Origin of the sequence: Cellulosimicrobium composti (assembly GCF_009711085.1) — a bacterium.
In the GTDB taxonomy this organism is placed as follows: Bacteria; Actinomycetota; Actinomycetes; order Actinomycetales; family Cellulomonadaceae; genus Cellulosimicrobium; species Cellulosimicrobium composti.
Genome location: NZ_WMKA01000006.1, coordinates 114,040 through 128,791, shown reverse-complemented (window position 1 = coordinate 128,791; position 14,752 = coordinate 114,040). Strand labels below are relative to the sequence as shown.

General features: G+C 73.3%; 13 protein-coding genes. 7 read left to right on the top strand and 6 right to left on the bottom strand.

Going from position 1 to position 14,752, the window contains the following annotated elements; genetic code table 11:
- Positions 1-18 precede the first annotated feature (18 nt).
- A complete protein-coding gene (locus tag GJV82_RS04565) occupies positions 19-720 on the top strand; it encodes an exonuclease domain-containing protein (RefSeq protein WP_155098382.1) in 702 nt (233 codons plus the stop codon).
- 135 nt (positions 721-855) lie between these two features.
- The gene (locus tag GJV82_RS04560) at positions 856-2,391 is read left to right on the top strand and encodes a helix-turn-helix domain-containing protein (RefSeq protein ID WP_196217184.1); all 1,536 of its coding nucleotides are present in this window, start codon (positions 856-858) and stop codon (positions 2,389-2,391) included.
- A gap of 96 nt (positions 2,392-2,487) precedes the next feature.
- Here the strand turns inward: GJV82_RS04560 and GJV82_RS04555 are convergent, their stop codons facing one another.
- Positions 2,488-3,126 (bottom strand): Rid family hydrolase, encoded by a 639-nt coding sequence (locus GJV82_RS04555; protein ID WP_024840365.1) that lies wholly within the window; start codon positions 3,124-3,126, stop codon positions 2,488-2,490.
- A 357-nt stretch (positions 3,127-3,483) separates the two neighbouring features.
- On the opposite strand from GJV82_RS04555, the gene GJV82_RS04550 reads away from it, so the two are divergent.
- Positions 3,484-5,097: a flavin monoamine oxidase family protein gene (locus GJV82_RS04550; RefSeq protein ID WP_155098381.1), complete on the top strand. Its 1,614-nt coding sequence runs from the start codon at positions 3,484-3,486 to the stop codon at positions 5,095-5,097.
- Positions 5,098-5,181: 84 nt separating this feature from the next.
- Here GJV82_RS04550 and guaB read toward each other — a convergent pair whose 3' ends face one another.
- Both guaB and GJV82_RS04540 read right to left on the bottom strand, forming a co-directional pair.
- Positions 5,182-6,711, bottom strand: coding sequence for an IMP dehydrogenase (gene guaB / locus GJV82_RS04545; RefSeq protein WP_024840363.1), 1,530 nt, complete (start codon positions 6,709-6,711; stop codon positions 5,182-5,184).
- A gap of 103 nt (positions 6,712-6,814) precedes the next feature.
- A complete protein-coding gene (locus GJV82_RS04540) occupies positions 6,815-7,897 on the bottom strand; it encodes a MerR family transcriptional regulator (RefSeq protein ID WP_225873079.1) in 1,083 nt (360 codons plus the stop codon).
- A 314-nt stretch (positions 7,898-8,211) separates the two neighbouring features.
- On the opposite strand from GJV82_RS04540, the gene GJV82_RS04535 reads away from it, so the two are divergent.
- Positions 8,212-8,502: a WhiB family transcriptional regulator gene (locus GJV82_RS04535; RefSeq protein WP_115943554.1), complete on the top strand. Its 291-nt coding sequence runs from the start codon at positions 8,212-8,214 to the stop codon at positions 8,500-8,502.
- Between the two features lie 206 nt (positions 8,503-8,708).
- On the opposite strand, the gene groES is transcribed toward GJV82_RS04535, so the two are convergent.
- Positions 8,709-9,005, bottom strand: a complete 297-nt coding sequence (groES, locus tag GJV82_RS04530) for a co-chaperone GroES (protein ID WP_021482870.1) — start codon at positions 9,003-9,005, stop codon at positions 8,709-8,711.
- A gap of 239 nt (positions 9,006-9,244) precedes the next feature.
- Between groES and GJV82_RS04525 the strand changes: the two genes are divergently transcribed.
- A complete protein-coding gene (locus GJV82_RS04525) occupies positions 9,245-10,525 on the top strand; it encodes a class I SAM-dependent methyltransferase (RefSeq protein WP_155098379.1) in 1,281 nt (426 codons plus the stop codon).
- Positions 10,522-11,682, top strand: a complete 1,161-nt coding sequence (locus GJV82_RS04520; protein WP_155098378.1) for a glutamate--cysteine ligase — start codon at positions 10,522-10,524, stop codon at positions 11,680-11,682. Before GJV82_RS04525 ends, GJV82_RS04520 begins: the two co-directional genes overlap by 4 nt.
- 44 nt (positions 11,683-11,726) lie before the next feature.
- On the opposite strand, the gene GJV82_RS04515 is transcribed toward GJV82_RS04520, so the two are convergent.
- Positions 11,727-12,929: a hypothetical protein gene (locus tag GJV82_RS04515; protein WP_155098377.1), complete on the bottom strand. Its 1,203-nt coding sequence runs from the start codon at positions 12,927-12,929 to the stop codon at positions 11,727-11,729.
- The gene (gene tsaD / locus GJV82_RS04510; protein WP_155098376.1) at positions 12,926-13,993 is read right to left on the bottom strand and encodes a tRNA (adenosine(37)-N6)-threonylcarbamoyltransferase complex transferase subunit TsaD; all 1,068 of its coding nucleotides are present in this window, start codon (positions 13,991-13,993) and stop codon (positions 12,926-12,928) included. The genes GJV82_RS04515 and tsaD overlap by 4 nt, the downstream gene beginning before the upstream one ends.
- A gap of 101 nt (positions 13,994-14,094) precedes the next feature.
- Between tsaD and GJV82_RS04505 the strand changes: the two genes are divergently transcribed.
- Positions 14,095-14,742 carry a malonic semialdehyde reductase gene (locus GJV82_RS04505; RefSeq protein WP_155098375.1) on the top strand — a complete coding sequence of 216 codons (648 nt, stop codon included), beginning with the start codon at positions 14,095-14,097 and terminating at the stop codon, positions 14,740-14,742.
- Positions 14,743-14,752 lie beyond the last annotated feature (10 nt).

The window sequence follows — 14,752 nt, the reverse complement described above, 5'->3', positions numbered from 1 at the left end:
ACCCGCACGAGGTGGACCATGACGACGACGCCCTGGACGGCGGGACCGCTCCTCGGTCTCGACACGGAGACCACGGGCGTCGACGTCGCGACCGACCGCGTCGTCACGGCGGCGCTCGTGCTGCGCGAGCCCGGCTCCACGCACGTGCGCACGTGGCTGCTCGCGCCGGGGATCGACATCCCGGCCGAGGCGACGTCGATCCACGGCGTCACGACGGCGCACGCCGCCGCCCACGGGAGCGCGCCCGCCGCGGCGCTGGACGAGATCGCGACGCTCGTCGTGGACGCGCAGCGCGACGGCGTGCCGCTCGTCGCGTACAACGCGGCGTTCGACCTCGCGATCCTCGACGCGGAGCTCGTCCGGCACGGCCTGCCGACGCTGGCCGCACGCCTCGGGCGGCCCGTGCGGCCGGTGCTCGACCCGCTCGTGCTCGACCGGGCGTGGGACCCGGCGCGCGAGGGCAAGCGCCGGCTCGTCGACCTGTGCGCGCGGTACGAGGTGCTCGACGTCGGCCCCCTGCACACCGCGGACGCCGACGTGCTCGCGACGCTCGACCTGCTCGACGCGCTCGCGCGGGCCTTCCCGGGGCTGGCCGCGCTCGGCGCCGACGCCCTGCACGACCTCCAGGTGGACGCCCACCGCCGCTGGGTGGACGCGCTCGACCCGGAGCGCGACCAGCCGTACGTCGGCGCCGGGGCGGACGGCCGCTGGCCCGCGTGAGCCGCGCGTGGTTGTGCCACCCGTCACGCCGCTATCTCATGAAACGGATGGAGAACGTGTGAGGAAAGGATGATCACCGGCCTGCAGCCACGCGTCGAGGGGCCGATATCTCATGGATGAGTTATGGTCGCCAGCATGACCATGATCGACGACGCCCCCCTGACGCAGGTCGGCGCGCTCATCCGCGGCGCCCGCCAGAACCGGGGCCTCACGCAGACCCAGCTCGCCGAGCGGCTCGGGACGAGCCAGAGCGCCGTCCACCGCATCGAGCAGGGTGCCCAGAACCTCAGCCTCGAGATGCTCAACCGCATCAGCCTCGCGCTCGACTCCGAGATCATCAGCCTCGGTGGCCCCAAGCACGCCCACCTGCGCGTGCAGGGCGGCCACACCCTGTCCGGGCGCATCGAGGTCAACTCCTCGAAGAACGGCGCCGTCGCGCTCCTGTGCGCGTCGCTGCTCAACCGCGGCCGCACGACGCTGCGCGGGGTCGCGCGCATCGTCGAGGTCGACCGGATCGTCGACGTGCTGCGCTCGATCGGCGTCCGCGCGACCTGGACGACCGGCGGGCGCGACCTCGAGATCGTCGTGCCGGACCGCCTCGACCTCGCCGCGATCGACGTCGACGCCGCGCGTCGCACGCGCTCGATCATCATGTTCCTCGGCCCGCTGCTCGGCCTGCGGGACGCGTTCGAGCTGCCCTACGCGGGCGGCTGCGACCTCGGCACGCGCACCGTCGAGCCGCACATGATCGCCCTGCGGCCCTTCGGCCTGGCCGTGACCGCCACGGGCGGCAACTACCACGCGACCGTCGCGCCGGCGTCCGGCACCGACCTGACCGTCGTGCTCACCGAGCGCGGGGACACGGTGACGGAGAACGCGCTCATGGCCGCGGCCCGCCGCGACGGCGTCACGACGATCCGCAACGCGAGCCCGAACTACATGGTCCAGGACCTGTGCTTCTACCTCGAGCTCCTCGGCGTGCGCGTCGAGGGCATCGGCACGACGACGCTGCGCGTCCACGGCCGCACGGACATCGACGTGGACGTGGAGTACGCCGTCTCGGAGGACCCGGTCGAGGCGATGAGCCTGCTCACCGCGGGCATCGTCACCGGCTCCGAGATCACCGTGGCGCGCGTGCCGATCGAGTTCATGGAGATCGAGCTCGCGACCCTCGCGGAGATGGGCCTGCGCTACACGCTGAGCGCGGAGTACGTGGCGCGCAACGGGCGCACGCGGCTCGTGGACGTCACCGTGCACCCGAGCGAGCTGCACGCGCCGATCGACAAGATCCACCCCATGCCGTTCCCCGGCCTCAACATCGACAACCTGCCGTTCTTCGCGGTCATCGCCGCGAACGCGCACGGCACGACGCTCATCCACGACTGGGTCTACGAGGGTCGCGCCATCCACCTCACCGACCTCACGCGGCTCGGCGCGGACGTGCGCCTGCTCGACGCGCACCGCCTCCAGGTCACGGGCCCGACGCGCTGGTCCGGCGCCGAGGTGAGCTGCCCGCCCGCGCTGCGCCCCGCCGTCGTCATCCTGCTCGCGATGCTCGCCGCGAAGGGCACGTCCGTGCTCCGCGGCGTCGACATCATCGCCCGCGGGTACGAGGGCCTCACCGAGCGCCTTCGCGAGCTCGGGGCGAACATCGAGACGTTCCGCGACTGACGCGCCGCCCGACGCGACGCCCGGAGCCCGGGCGACCGCGGGCCGCACGACGGCCGCTCCGGGCCGGCCTCCCCGCCGGGAGGCCGGCCCGTGGCGTCACTTCGGGTAGACCGCGTCGACCTCGACCTCGACGAGCCAGCCGTTGACCGGCAGGTTCTCGATCTCGAGCGCGAAGCGCGACGGTCGCGCCGGGTTCACGACCATCGGCTTCGTCGTCGTCGAGCCGAGCTGGACGTCGAGCGTCGCGCCGGTCGCCAGGTTCGTGTTGGCGAAGAACTGGCGGTAGGCGCGGTTCCAGCCGGCGAAGTCCATCTTCTCCTCGCCCTCGGGGTTCTGGAGGAAGACGCGCATCGAGACGACGTCGTCGTAGGAGAGCCCGGCCTTCTCGAGGTTCTCCCCGATGCGCATGAGGGCGTTGATGCCCTGCGCCTCCGTGATCGTCACCCCGGCGGGCAGGACGCCGCCCGGGAACACGTCGGTCGGGATGTAGCGCTGCTCGGCCGTGACGCCCGCCCCGGAGTTCATCGCCGAGGGCCCGAGGCCGGACGACTTGTACCAGGAGACGTTCTTGCCGATGGCCACGCCGTCCGCGATCTGCGCCGTGTCCCCCGTGATGAAGGAGACGGCCTCGGTCGGCTTGGGCTCGAACAGCTTGCCCGCGGCGACCGCGGTCCCGGGGACGGCGACGGCGGCGGTGAGGGCGACGGCGAGGACGACCTTGCTGCGGTTCTTCATGCATGCCTCCAGGCGAAGACGACGGGCGCCACCGTGGCGCCTCGTCCCGGCGGCCCGAGGGCGACCGGAGCGGCGACGCTAGACACCCGCCGTTTCGGCGTCGTGACGGCCACGTGTCCGGTCGGCGTCGGGCGTCGCCGCAGGTGACGCCCTCTTCCGCGTCCTCCCGCGGGTCGGTCCGACAGCGATGTCACAGAACGTTTACGAGATCGATGTCGCGTTGACGGACCCGAAACGTGCCGGACCCCGGCACGCGACGCGGCGTCCTTAACGTCGGGCGCGGCGCTGACGGAGGCACCCGGCATCGTGGGCCGGGCCGACCGTCCGTCAGGCCGTGGACGAGAGGGCTCCAGCCACATGGTCACTGACGAGAAGACGTCCGGCGTCTCGCGCCGCAGCTTCCTCCAGGCCGTCGGGGTCGGCTCCAGCGCCGGCGTCATGTTCGCGACGATGGGTGCGGTCGGGCTCGCCCCGACCGCCGCCGCGCAGCCGAAGGCCGACTCGTGGACGCCGCCGAAGGGCAGCGACTTCACGCTCACCGGTCGGTCCGCCAAGAAGGTCGTGATCGTCGGCGCCGGGCCGGCGGGCCTGGCGTCGGCGTACGAGCTGCAGAAGGCGGGCTACAAGGTCACCGTGCTCGAGGCGCGCCACCGCCCCGGCGGCCGCACGCTGACGATACGCGGGGGCGACTCCGAGACCGACATCAACGGCGTCACGCAGAAGGCGAACTTCGCCGACGGCATCTACATGAACGCCGGCGCAGGCCGCATCGCGCAGTGGATGGTCACCATGGACTACCTGCGCGAGCTCGGCGTGCCCTACGAGGTGTTCACGAACGCGAACGCGGACGCCTACCTCTACAACGAGCGCTCCGGCGCGACGCCCGGCAACCCGATCCGCTACCGCACCGCGAAGGCCGACGTGTTCGGCTACACGTCGGAGCTGCTGAGCTACGCGACCGACCAGGGCGCCCTGGACCAGAAGCTCACCGACGCGGACAAGGAGAACCTGCGCTCGTTCCTGCGCTCGTGGGGCTCGCTCCAGTCCGACGGCACCTACCGCGGCGGCGCGAACCGCGGGTACTCCGTCTACCCCTCGGCGTGGAACGAGCACGGCACGCCGCTCCCGGGCCCCGGCTCGGTGTCGGAGGTCCTGGCCTCGAAGGTGGGCCAGTACTTCCCGTTCGAGATCAACTGGGAGCAGTCGATGCTCATGTTCCAGCCCAAGGGCGGCATGGACACGACGTACGACTACTTCGTCCGCGCGATCGGCAAGCAGAACGTGCAGTTCAACTCGCCCGTCACGGGCGTGCAGAACACGTCGAAGGGCGTGACGGTCACCTACACCGCGCACAACGGCAAGACGCGCCAGGTCGACGCGGACTTCGCGATCGTCTCCGCCCCCGCGGGCCTGATGCGGCGCTGGGACACCAACTGGGGACCGGACATCGACGCCGCCCTCGGGGAGTTCGCGGTCGGCTCGCCCGCCGGCAAGATCGGCCTGCAGTACCGCTCGCGGTTCTGGGAGGACGACCACCGCATCTTCGGCGGCATCACCGAGACCGACATGGACCTCGCGCACATCTGGTACCCGTCGTACGGGTACGGCGAGCGCCGGGGCCTCGTCGTCGGCTACTACAACACCGGGGCCAACGCACGCACCTACGCGGACATGACGCCGCGCCAGCGCGAGATGCGCGCCGTCGAGCAGGGCGTGAAGATCCACGGCGAGAAGTACCGGACCGAGCTCGAGTCGTCGTTCTCGATCGCGTGGCACAAGGTGCCCTACATCGAGGGCGCGTGGGCCTACCCCAACACCCAGTCGTCGCGCTTCAAGCAGCTCCAGCAGGGCGCGGGGAACGTCTACTTCGCGGGCGACTGGATGTCGGAGATCTCGGCCTGGCAGCACGGCGCGTTCTGGTCCGCCCGGTACGCGGTCCAGGCGCTGCACGCACGCGTCATGTCGTCGTGAGCCGCGAGGCGCCGCAGCCCTGACACGCCGACGGCCCCGTCCCGACCCTCGAGGGTCGGGACGGGGCCGTCGGTGCGAGAAGCCTCAGAAGCCGGTGTAGTTCGGGGCCTCGACCGTCATCTGGACGTCGTGCGGGTGGCTCTCCTTGAGCGACGCCGACGTGATGCGGATGAAGCGGCCCTTCTCCTGCAGCTCGGGGACCGTGCGCGCACCGACGTAGAACATCGTCTGGTGCAGGCCGCCCACGAGCTGGTGCGCGACCGTGCCGAGCGAGCCCTTGTACGGCACCTGGCCCTCGACGCCCTCCGGGACGATCATGTCGTCGCTCGTGACCTCGGCCTGGAAGTAGCGGTCCTTCGAGTACGACTTCTTGCCGCGCGAGGACATCGCGCCCATCGAGCCCATGCCGCGGTACGCCTTGTACTGCTTGCCGTTGACGAGGATCGTCTCGCCCGGGGACTCCTCGGTGCCCGCGAGCATCGAGCCGAGCATCACGGACTCGGCGCCCGCGACGATCGCCTTGCCGATCTCGCCCGAGTGCCGCATGCCGCCGTCGGCGATGACCGGGACGCCCGCGGGGCGCGCGGCGAGCGACGCCTCGTACACGGCCGTGACCTGCGGGACGCCGACGCCCGTGACGATGCGCGTCGTGCAGATCGAGCCCGGGCCGACGCCGACCTTGACGGCGTCCGCGCCCGCGTCGACGAACGCCTGGGCGCCCTCGCGCGTCGCGACGTTGCCGCCGATGACCTGGACGTCGCGCGTCGCCGGGTCGGACTTCAGGCGCGCGACCATCTCGATGAGCATGCGCACGTTGCCGTGCGCCGTGTCCGCGACGAGCACGTCCACGCCCGCGTCGATGAGCGTCGTGGCGCGCTGCCACGCGTCGCCGAAGTAGCCGATCGCCGCGCCGACCAGCAGGCGGCCCTGCCCGTCCTTCGACGCGTTCGGGAACTGCTCGGACTTCACGAAGTCCTTCACGGTGATGAGGCCCGTGAGGCGACCGTCGGCGTCGACGAGCGGGAGGCGCTCCAGCTTGTGCTTGCGCAGGAGAGCTGTGGCCTCCTCGCGGGAGATCCCCGCCGGGCCCGTGATGAGCGGCTGCGGGGTCATGACCTCGTCGACCTTGGTCGTGGCCCACTCCGCGACGGGCGTGAAGCGCAGGTCCCGGTTGGTGACCATGCCGATGAGCCGGCGCTCGGCGTCGAGCACGGGGAACCCGGAGATGCGGTACTCGCCCGCCGTCTTGTCGAGCTCCTCCAGCGTCGCGTCCGGGCCGATCGTCACCGGGTTGTCGATGATGCCCGTCTGGGTCCGCTTGACGAGGTCCACCTGGAGCGCCTGGTCCTCGATCGACAGGTTGCGGTGCAGCACCCCGATGCCGCCCTGGCGCGCCATCGCGATGGCCATGCGCGCCTCGGTGACGGTGTCCATCGCGGCCGAGACGAGCGGCACGCGGATCGAGATCTCGCGCGTCAGGCGCGTCGTGGTGTCGATGTCCGACGGCGCCAGGTCCGAGTAGCCGGGCTGCAGCAGGACGTCGTCGTAGGTGAGACCCAGGAATCCGAAGGGGTCACGGTCGGGGACGGCGGCGGGGACGGGCGAGTCGGTCACACCAGGATTCTACGCGCCGGGCCCCCGCCGTATTCCCGGCGCTGCCCGCACGGCGAGCACCCCGGACGGGGCCCGAGGGAGCGGTCGGGCGGCACCGGGGCCGTCAGCGGACGACCGCGAGCAGCTCGTGCAGCAGGCCGGGGAAGCTCCGCACGCGGTGCACCGTGGAAGCGAGGGGCAGCTCGTCGGCGACGTCGTCGCTCGGGAGGCCGACGAAGAACGGCAGGCTCGGGTTCGCCTCGTGCGCGGCGTGCACGATCCCCAGGTCGGGCCGCGCCTGGGTCGTGACCATGGCGACGGCCGCCGGGCGGACCATCGTCACGATCTCGAGCGTGCGGTGCACGTTCGCGGGCCCCGTGACGATGCGGGCCATCGCGCCGTGCGACGCGAGCGACGCCGCGAGCGCGTGCGCGGCCAGGGGCAGCGGCTCGTCCGGAGCGGCGAACACGAGGACGATGCGGCGCATGCGCGAGGGGTGGTTGCGGGGCGGGCCGCCGGCCGCGACGATCGCGTCCTCGCTCGCCTGCGTGTACTCGCGCAGCGCGCCGAGCGTCGCGTTCGCGAGCACCACCTCGGGCACCTCGCCCGGCCCGGCGAGCACGGTGCGCTCGGCGAGCCGCTCGAGCGCGGGCTCGACGAGGTCGGACCACCACGCGGCGGGGTCGCCGCCCGCGGGGATCCGCAGGAGGCGGTCGCACGTGCGCTGGTCGTAGGCGATCGCGGCGTCGACGACGTCGGACACGCGGGTGGGCCGTGGAGCCTCGCGCACGCCGAGCGGCCGGGGCCCGGGGGCCTGCGCCGCCTCGCCGCCCGGGACGGCCCGCAGGAACGGCCGCGAGGGCGGTTCCTGCTCGGCGGAGTCGTCGGGGTCGTCGGGCTCGTCCGCGTCCGCCCCGGTGTCCGCGCCGCGCTCGTCGAACGAGACGGTGCCGCGGTGCGCGTCGAGCTCCTCGTCGTCGGCCGCGAGCGCCGCACGGGCCGCGTCGGCGGGAGCGACGCCGTCGAGCGTGAGCCGCCGCATCACGACGAGGCGCGCGACGTCGTCGTCGGTGTACCGACGGTGCGAGCCCGCGCGGTGCTGGGAGGGACCGAGCCCGTAGCGCCGGTCCCACGTCCGCAGCGTCGCGGGCGCGACGCCGAGCCGGCGCGCGACGGCTGCGACGGCGAGACCGGGAGAGGTGGACATGCTCGGTCGGGCTCCCTCTTGGTCGGGGGCGGACCGGACTGAGGTCATGCATCGATTCTGCCGACGGACCACCCGTCTCGCCACCTCGTGCAGGTCACAGTCGTGCACCCTTCGCGCCAGTCTTGTGCAGGGTTTGTTCAGTTCTCGCGCAAACGGGCCAACTGCGATCGATCGCGCCAGGCGGCGGTCGCCCGGTGCATCGTTTCGCCCAGACCGACCGCGCCACGATCGCGCCGTCGTGCGGCGACCTGCCCGTTCACCTTTTCCTCACAGGGGACTTGAACAACTTCTGCAACGCTTGTAGGTTGTTCGGCATGGCAGAGATCTCGAGGCTCCCCGGGCCCGTCATGGAGCTGTGGGAATGGCAGTACCAGGGTTCGTGCCGCGACGCGGACGACACGTTGTTCTTCCACCCCGAGGGCGAACGCGGCTCGACGCGACGGCGCCGTGCGGAGGCCGCGAAGGCGATCTGCCACACGTGCCCCGTCATGATGCAGTGCCGCGAGCAGTCGCTCCGCGTGCGCGAGCCGTACGGGGTGTGGGGCGGACTGAGCGAGGACGAGCGCGCCGCGATCCTCGCCGGCGGCGCCCGCCGCACGGGCTGACCCCGCCGGCACCGCCCGGGCGGCCGACGACGGCCCCCTCGCGCGCCCGCGCACGGCACCACCCGCAGACCCGCACGGCACCGGTCCGACGTCGTACCGGGGGCACGTGCCGCACGACCCCGTGGCGCCGGTGGGGCGACCGCCCACGGAACGCAGCAGGGCCCGCGACCGGACGGTCGCGGGCCCTGCTGCTGCACGGGTCGGCGTCAGCCGACCACCACGGCGAGGATGTCGCGCGCGGACAGGACGAGGTAGTCCTCGCCGCCGTACTTGACCTCGGTGCCGCCGTACTTGCTGTAGATGACCTTGTCGCCGACCGTCACGTCGAGCGGGACGCGGTTGCCGTTGTCGTCGACACGGCCCGGACCGACGGCCAGGACCTCGCCCTCCTGGGGCTTCTCCTTGGCGGTGTCCGGGATGACCAGGCCGGATGCGGTCGTGGTCTCGGCCTCGAGGGCCTTCACGACGATCCGGTCCTCGAGCGGCTTGATGGGGACCGACACGTCGGACCTCCCCTTTCGCGGTGAGAACTGCAACGGATGGGTCGAGCGCACCGGCTGGCCGTCGTCGCGGGTGCCGGACAGCCTGGTCGCACGTGGTGCCGCCTCCGCGGACGGCTGCGGCACGTCTCAAATCTAGGTCGCGGTTAGCACTCGGTCAAGGCGAGTGCCAACGTCCGCCCCTCGGACGCGGACGCCCTCGGCTGCGCGCGGTCCCCGTCCTCCGTGGAAGGATCGTCGACATGGACGCCGCCACGCTGACCAAGCTGCTCAGCCCCGAGGGCTGGGCGCTGCTGGGCGCGCTGCCGCCGTACGACGAGCAGCAGGCGCTCGTGCTCGCGGCGGGACTGCGCGCCAAGGGCGTCGACCCCGACCTCGCCGCCGCGGCGCTCACCCAGTCGCGGCTGCGCGCCGCGGCGCGCGGCAAGCTCGGCGCGTTCGCCGACGGCATGCTCTTCACCCAGGCCGGTCTCGAGCAGGCGAGCCGTCTCGTCGTCGCCGGCCTGCACGCGCGGCGCTACCAGGAGGCCGGGATCCGGCGCGTCGCCGACCTCACGAGCGGGATCGGGGTCGACGCGCTCGCGTTCGCCGCCGCAGAGCTCGAGGTGCTCGCGACCGACGTCGACGAGCTCACCGCCGCGATCGCGACCGTCAATCTGCGCCACTTCCCCGAGGCCGAGGTGCGGCACGGCGACGGGCTCGCGCTCGACCTCGAGGGCGAGCGGGTCGAGGGCGTGTACGCCGACCCGGCGCGGCGCACGCGCGGCGGCCGCCGCGTCTTCGACCCGTCGGCCTGGGCCCCGCCGCTCGACGCCGTGTGGGCGCTGCGCGAGCGCGTCCCGGCCGTCGGCATCAAGGTCGGCCCGGGGATCCCGCACCAAGGACTGCCCGACGACGCCGAGACGGAGTGGGTCTCGGTCGACGGCGACGTCGTCGAGGCCGGGCTGTGGTTCGGCCCGCTCGCGCCCGAGGGCCCCGGTCGCTCGGCGCTCGTCCTGTCGTCGTGGACCGGGCCCGACGGGACCGAGCGCACCACGACCCGCCGGCTCGCGCACCGCCCCGGCGACGAGGACGTCGTGCCCGACGTGGGCGGCGTCGGGCAGTACCTCTACGAGCCCGACGGCGCCGTGATCCGGGCGGGGCTCGTCGCCCACGCCGCGCGCGGGCTGGGCGGGCGCCTGCTCGACCGGACGATCGCGTACGTGACGACCGACTCCCCCGCGGCGCTCGACGCGACGGGCCTCGCGGACGGCCTCGCGCGCGGGTACCGCGTGCTCGACACCATGCCGTTCGGGCTCAAGCGCCTGCGCGCGTACCTCCGCGCGCGCGGCGTGGGCCGCCTGACGATCAAGAAGCGCGGCACCGCCGTGACGCCCGAGCAGCTGCGACGCCAGCTCGCGCTCACGGGCGACGCGAGCGCCACGATCGTGCTCACGCGCGTGGGCGGCTCCCAGCAGGTGCTCGTCGTCGAGCCGCTCGAGGCACCACCCGGCGACGACGCCCGCCAGGACGGCCCCCGATGAGCGCCACGCTGCCCCGGCGGACCCCGATCCCGTTCGCGCGCTCGGAGCGCTCGACGGTCGGGCTCGAGTGGGAGCTCGCGCTCGTCGACGCCGACTCCGGCGACCTGCGCCAGGTCGCGCAGACCGTCCTCGACGCCGTGCAGCCGGCGAGCGGGGGCGCGCACCCGTCGATCAAGCAGGAGCTCCTGCTCAACACGGTCGAGGTCGTCAGCGGCGTGTGCCGCACCGTCGGGGAGGCGGGTCGCGACCTGCAGCGCTCGATCGAGGAGCTGCGCGCCGTGACCGACCCGCTGCGCGTCGAGCTCATGAGCGCGGGCACGCACCCGTTCGCGCGCTGGGCGCAGCAGAAGGTCACGGACAAGCAGCGGTACACCACGCTCATCGACCGGACCCAGTGGTGGGGCCGGCAGATGCTCATCTACGGCGTGCACGTGCACGTCGGCATCGAGGACCGCGCCAAGGTGCTGCCGATCCAGCGCGCCATGCTCACGACGTTCGCCCACCTCCAGTCGCTCTCCGCGAGCTCGCCGTTCTGGGGCGGCAAGGACACGGGGTACGCGTCGAACCGCGCACTCATGTTCCAGCAGCTCCCCACGGCGGGGCTGCCGTTCCAGTTCGCGACGTGGGAGGAGCTCGAGGGCTACGTCGCGGACATGCTGCACACCGGCGTGATCGACGCGTTCGACGAGATCCGCTGGGACCTGCGCCCGGCCCCGCAGTTCGGCACGCTCGAGACGCGCATCTGCGACGGTGTCACGAACGTCGCCGAGCTCCTCGCGCTCGCGGCGCTCACGCACTGCCTCGTCGAGCACTACTCCACGATGCTCGACGAGGGCCGCGAGCTCCCGAGCATCCCGCCGTGGTTCGCGCAGGAGAACAAGTGGCGCTCGGCGCGGTACGGGATGGACGCGATCATCATCCTCGACCGCGAGGGCAACGAGGAGCTCGTGACCGACGCCGTCGGCCGCCTGCTCGTCGAGCTCGAGCCGGTCGCCGCGCGCCTCGGGTGCCTCGACGAGCTCGACGGCGTGCGCACGATCGTCCGGCGCGGCGCGTCCTACCAGCGCCAGCGCGCGGTCGCGCGCCGCAACGGGGGCGAGCTGGACGCCGTCGTGCGCTCGCTCGTCGCCGAGATGCGGGCGGGCCGCCCGCTCTGAGCGGCGGACAGCTGCCGCACCCGGCCCGCGGGTGCGCGTCAGTATCAGTAGTCGCGCACGACGACGCCGAGCGCGGCCGCGCGCTCGGCGAGCCACGTGGGCGACCAGTCGTCCGTGTCGCACGGCGACGAGGTGCGGTCCGCGGCCGTCTCGGAGTACCCGCCCCACGACAGGACGCGGCACGTCGCGTCGGTCTCGACGGCGTGCTGCCACTCCTCGTCCTCGGCGAGCCCGGAGTCGACGGCGGACTGCAGCAGGTCGAACTCGTGCCACCACTGGAGCATGTGCGAGAGCTCGTGGGCGAGCACGAGCTGCTTCGTCCGCGCGTCGGCGTCGTCGCCCCACCACACGAAGAGCACGGTCGGGTGCGCGGGCTGGAAGCAGCCCGCCGCGCCGGTGTCCCACGCGTCGTGCTCCGCGACGTGCGCCATGCCGCAGTTGAGCCCCGGGTCGTCGGTGACGACGACGCGCACGCCCTCGTTCTCCGGGTTGAGGGCGAGGAGCCACTCGGCGGGGTCCGGGTACGCGGGCAGGAACGGCGTCTCCGGGGCGGTGCCCGGGACGGGGTCGGGCAGCGGCTCCGCGTGCTCGCCGGCCTTCCACGCGGCCTCCAGCCCGGACGGCGACGGCGCCGCGTCGGGGCTCGGGTCGTCCCAGACGGTGGGCGGCGGGACCGCGCCCTCGTGCGCGGTGGGCAGGACGCTGCCGTCCTGCACCGCCCGCTCGCGCACGTTCGTCACGACGGAGACGCCGACGGACACGACGAGCACGACGGCGATCATGGCCAGCCGCCCGGCACGGCCACGACGGCGGCGCGGCGGCTCGTACGGGAGCGTCCCGTACGACGACGCGAGCGGTGCCGGCTGCCACACCGCCGAGGGCGCGTCGCGGGGCGCGACGTCGGTCGCGGCGGAGGGGCCGTACGAGGCGGTGGCGACCGGGGCCGCGCCGTACGGGGCGGAGGTGTGCGGCGCCGCCGCGTGCGGAGGCGCGGTGTGCGGCGTCGCAGAGTACGCGGACGTGCCGGGCGGGGGTGCGCCGTACGACGGCGCCGTGCCGTACGACGGGGGTGTGCCGTACGACGGCGCGGCGGCGAGGAGCGCCCGGTGCTGCGCCGCCCAGTACGCGGCGGCGTGCTCGGCGCGTGCGCGCTCGTGACCGACCGCCCCCGCCGCGGCGCGCGCCCACGCGTCCGCGCGGCGCAGCGCCTCGTCGGGCGTGAGCCCCGGCTCGACGTGCCCGATCACACGTGCGTCACGGTGAGCGGCATCGACGAGTCGACGCCGATGTCGAGGCGCGACGGCGCGACGCCCGCCCGCACCACGGCGGACCCGAGCGCGGCGATCATCGCGCCGTTGTCCGTGCAGTACCGGATCGGCGGGATGCGGAGCTCGATGCCGGCCTCGGCGCAGCGCGTCGCGGCCATGTCGCGCAGCTGGGAGTTCGCGCTGAACCCGCCGCCTACGACGAGCGTCGAGACGCCGTGCCGCTCGCACGCCGCGATCGTCTTGGCGGTGAGCACGTCGGCGACGGACTCCGCGAAGGACGCCGCGACGTCGTGCACGGGGATCTCCTCCCCGGAGTCCTGGCGCGCCTCGACCCACCGCGCGACGGCCGTCTTGAGCCCGGAGAACGAGAAGTCGTACGCGTGCTTCTCCTGGTCCTTGCGCGCCGTGAGACCGCGGGGGAACCGGATCGCCGTGGGGTCGCCCTCGCGCGCGAGGCGGTCGATGTGCGGGCCCCCGGGGTACGGCAGGCCGAGCAGGCGCCCGACCTTGTCGAACGCCTCGCCCGCGGCGTCGTCGAGCGTGGAGCCGAGCTCGGTCACCGCCGTCGCGACGTCGTCGACCAGCAGGAGCGAGCTGTGCCCGCCGGACACGACGAGCGCCATGACGCGCTCGGGGAACGCGCCGTGCACGAGCTCGTCGACGGCCGCGTGGCCGATGACGTGGTTGACGCCGTAGAGCGGCTTGCCGAGCGCGAGCGCGAGGGCCTTCGCCGCCGCCGCGCCGATGGTGAGCGGACCGACGAGGCCGGGACCGGCGGTCACGGCGATCGCGTCCACCTCGGACAGGTCGACGTCGGCCGTGCCGAGCGTGCGCTCGAGCGTGGGGATCATCGCCTCCAGGTGGGCGCGCGACGCGACCTCGGGGATGATCCCGCCGTACCGCGCGTGCTCGTCCATGGAGCTCGCGACCGTGTCGACCAGCAGCTCGCGGCCGCGGACCAGCGCGACGCCGGTCTCGTCGCAGGACGTCTCGATGCCGAGGACGAGGGGCTCGCCGGCGCTCGCGGGGGCGGTGGGGACCATGGCCTCCAGGGTAGTCGGGCGAGCGGAGGCCTCCGCGCGACGTCGCGCACGTCACACCGTCTGCCGGGAAGATGATTCAAGGCTCAAATGTTGAGCGCGGCATGACCACCGACACCCTCATCGAGTCCTCGACCGCGACGAGCGGGCCGGGGGACCTGCTGGCGATCGACGCCGAGACCGCGGACCGGCTGTTCCGCGCCGCGCACACGACCCACGCCTTCTCCGACGAGCCCGTCACCGACGCGCAGATCCAGGCGGCCTGGGACCTCGTCCGCTGGGCGCCCACGTCGATGAACATCCTCCCGCTGCGGCTGCTCGTGGTCCGCACCCCCGAGGCGAAGCAGCGCCTCGGCGTGCACATGGCGGACTTCAACCGGGACAAGACGCTCGCCGCGCCGGTGACGATCATCGCCGCCGCCGACCCCGCGTTCCACCGGCACCTCCCCACGCTCGCGCCGTTCCGCGAGGGCCTGGCGGACCAGCTCGACCCGCAGACCGAGCTGCGCGAGGGCATGGCCCGCACGAACGCCCTCATCCAGATCGGCTACCTCATCGTCGGGCTGCGCGCCGCGGGCCTGTCCGTCGGCCCCATGACCGGCTTCGACGCCGCCGGGATCGACGCCGAGTTCTTCGGCGAGTCCGGCTGGCGCACGCTCGTCGCGATCAACGTGGGCTACCCCGCCGACGAGGGCGCGCACTTCCCGCGCCAGGCCCGCCTCGACTTCCACCAGGTCGCCGAGGTCCTCTGACTCCCGTCCG

Coding starts and splice junctions, on each gene's coding strand:
- GJV82_RS04565 (WP_155098382.1), top strand. CDS start 19: ATGACGACGACGCCCTGGACGGCGGGACCGCTCCTCGGTCTCGACACG.
- GJV82_RS04560 (WP_196217184.1), top strand. CDS start 856: ATGACCATGATCGACGACGCCCCCCTGACGCAGGTCGGCGCGCTCATC.
- GJV82_RS04555 (WP_024840365.1), bottom strand. CDS start 3,126: ATGAAGAACCGCAGCAAGGTCGTCCTCGCCGTCGCCCTCACCGCCGCC.
- GJV82_RS04550 (WP_155098381.1), top strand. CDS start 3,484: ATGGTCACTGACGAGAAGACGTCCGGCGTCTCGCGCCGCAGCTTCCTC.
- GJV82_RS04540 (WP_225873079.1), bottom strand. CDS start 7,897: ATGTCCACCTCTCCCGGTCTCGCCGTCGCAGCCGTCGCGCGCCGGCTC.
- GJV82_RS04535 (WP_115943554.1), top strand. CDS start 8,212: ATGGCAGAGATCTCGAGGCTCCCCGGGCCCGTCATGGAGCTGTGGGAA.
- GJV82_RS04525 (WP_155098379.1), top strand. CDS start 9,245: ATGGACGCCGCCACGCTGACCAAGCTGCTCAGCCCCGAGGGCTGGGCG.
- GJV82_RS04520 (WP_155098378.1), top strand. CDS start 10,522: ATGAGCGCCACGCTGCCCCGGCGGACCCCGATCCCGTTCGCGCGCTCG.
- tsaD (WP_155098376.1), bottom strand. CDS start 13,993: ATGGTCCCCACCGCCCCCGCGAGCGCCGGCGAGCCCCTCGTCCTCGGC.
- GJV82_RS04505 (WP_155098375.1), top strand. CDS start 14,095: ATGACCACCGACACCCTCATCGAGTCCTCGACCGCGACGAGCGGGCCG.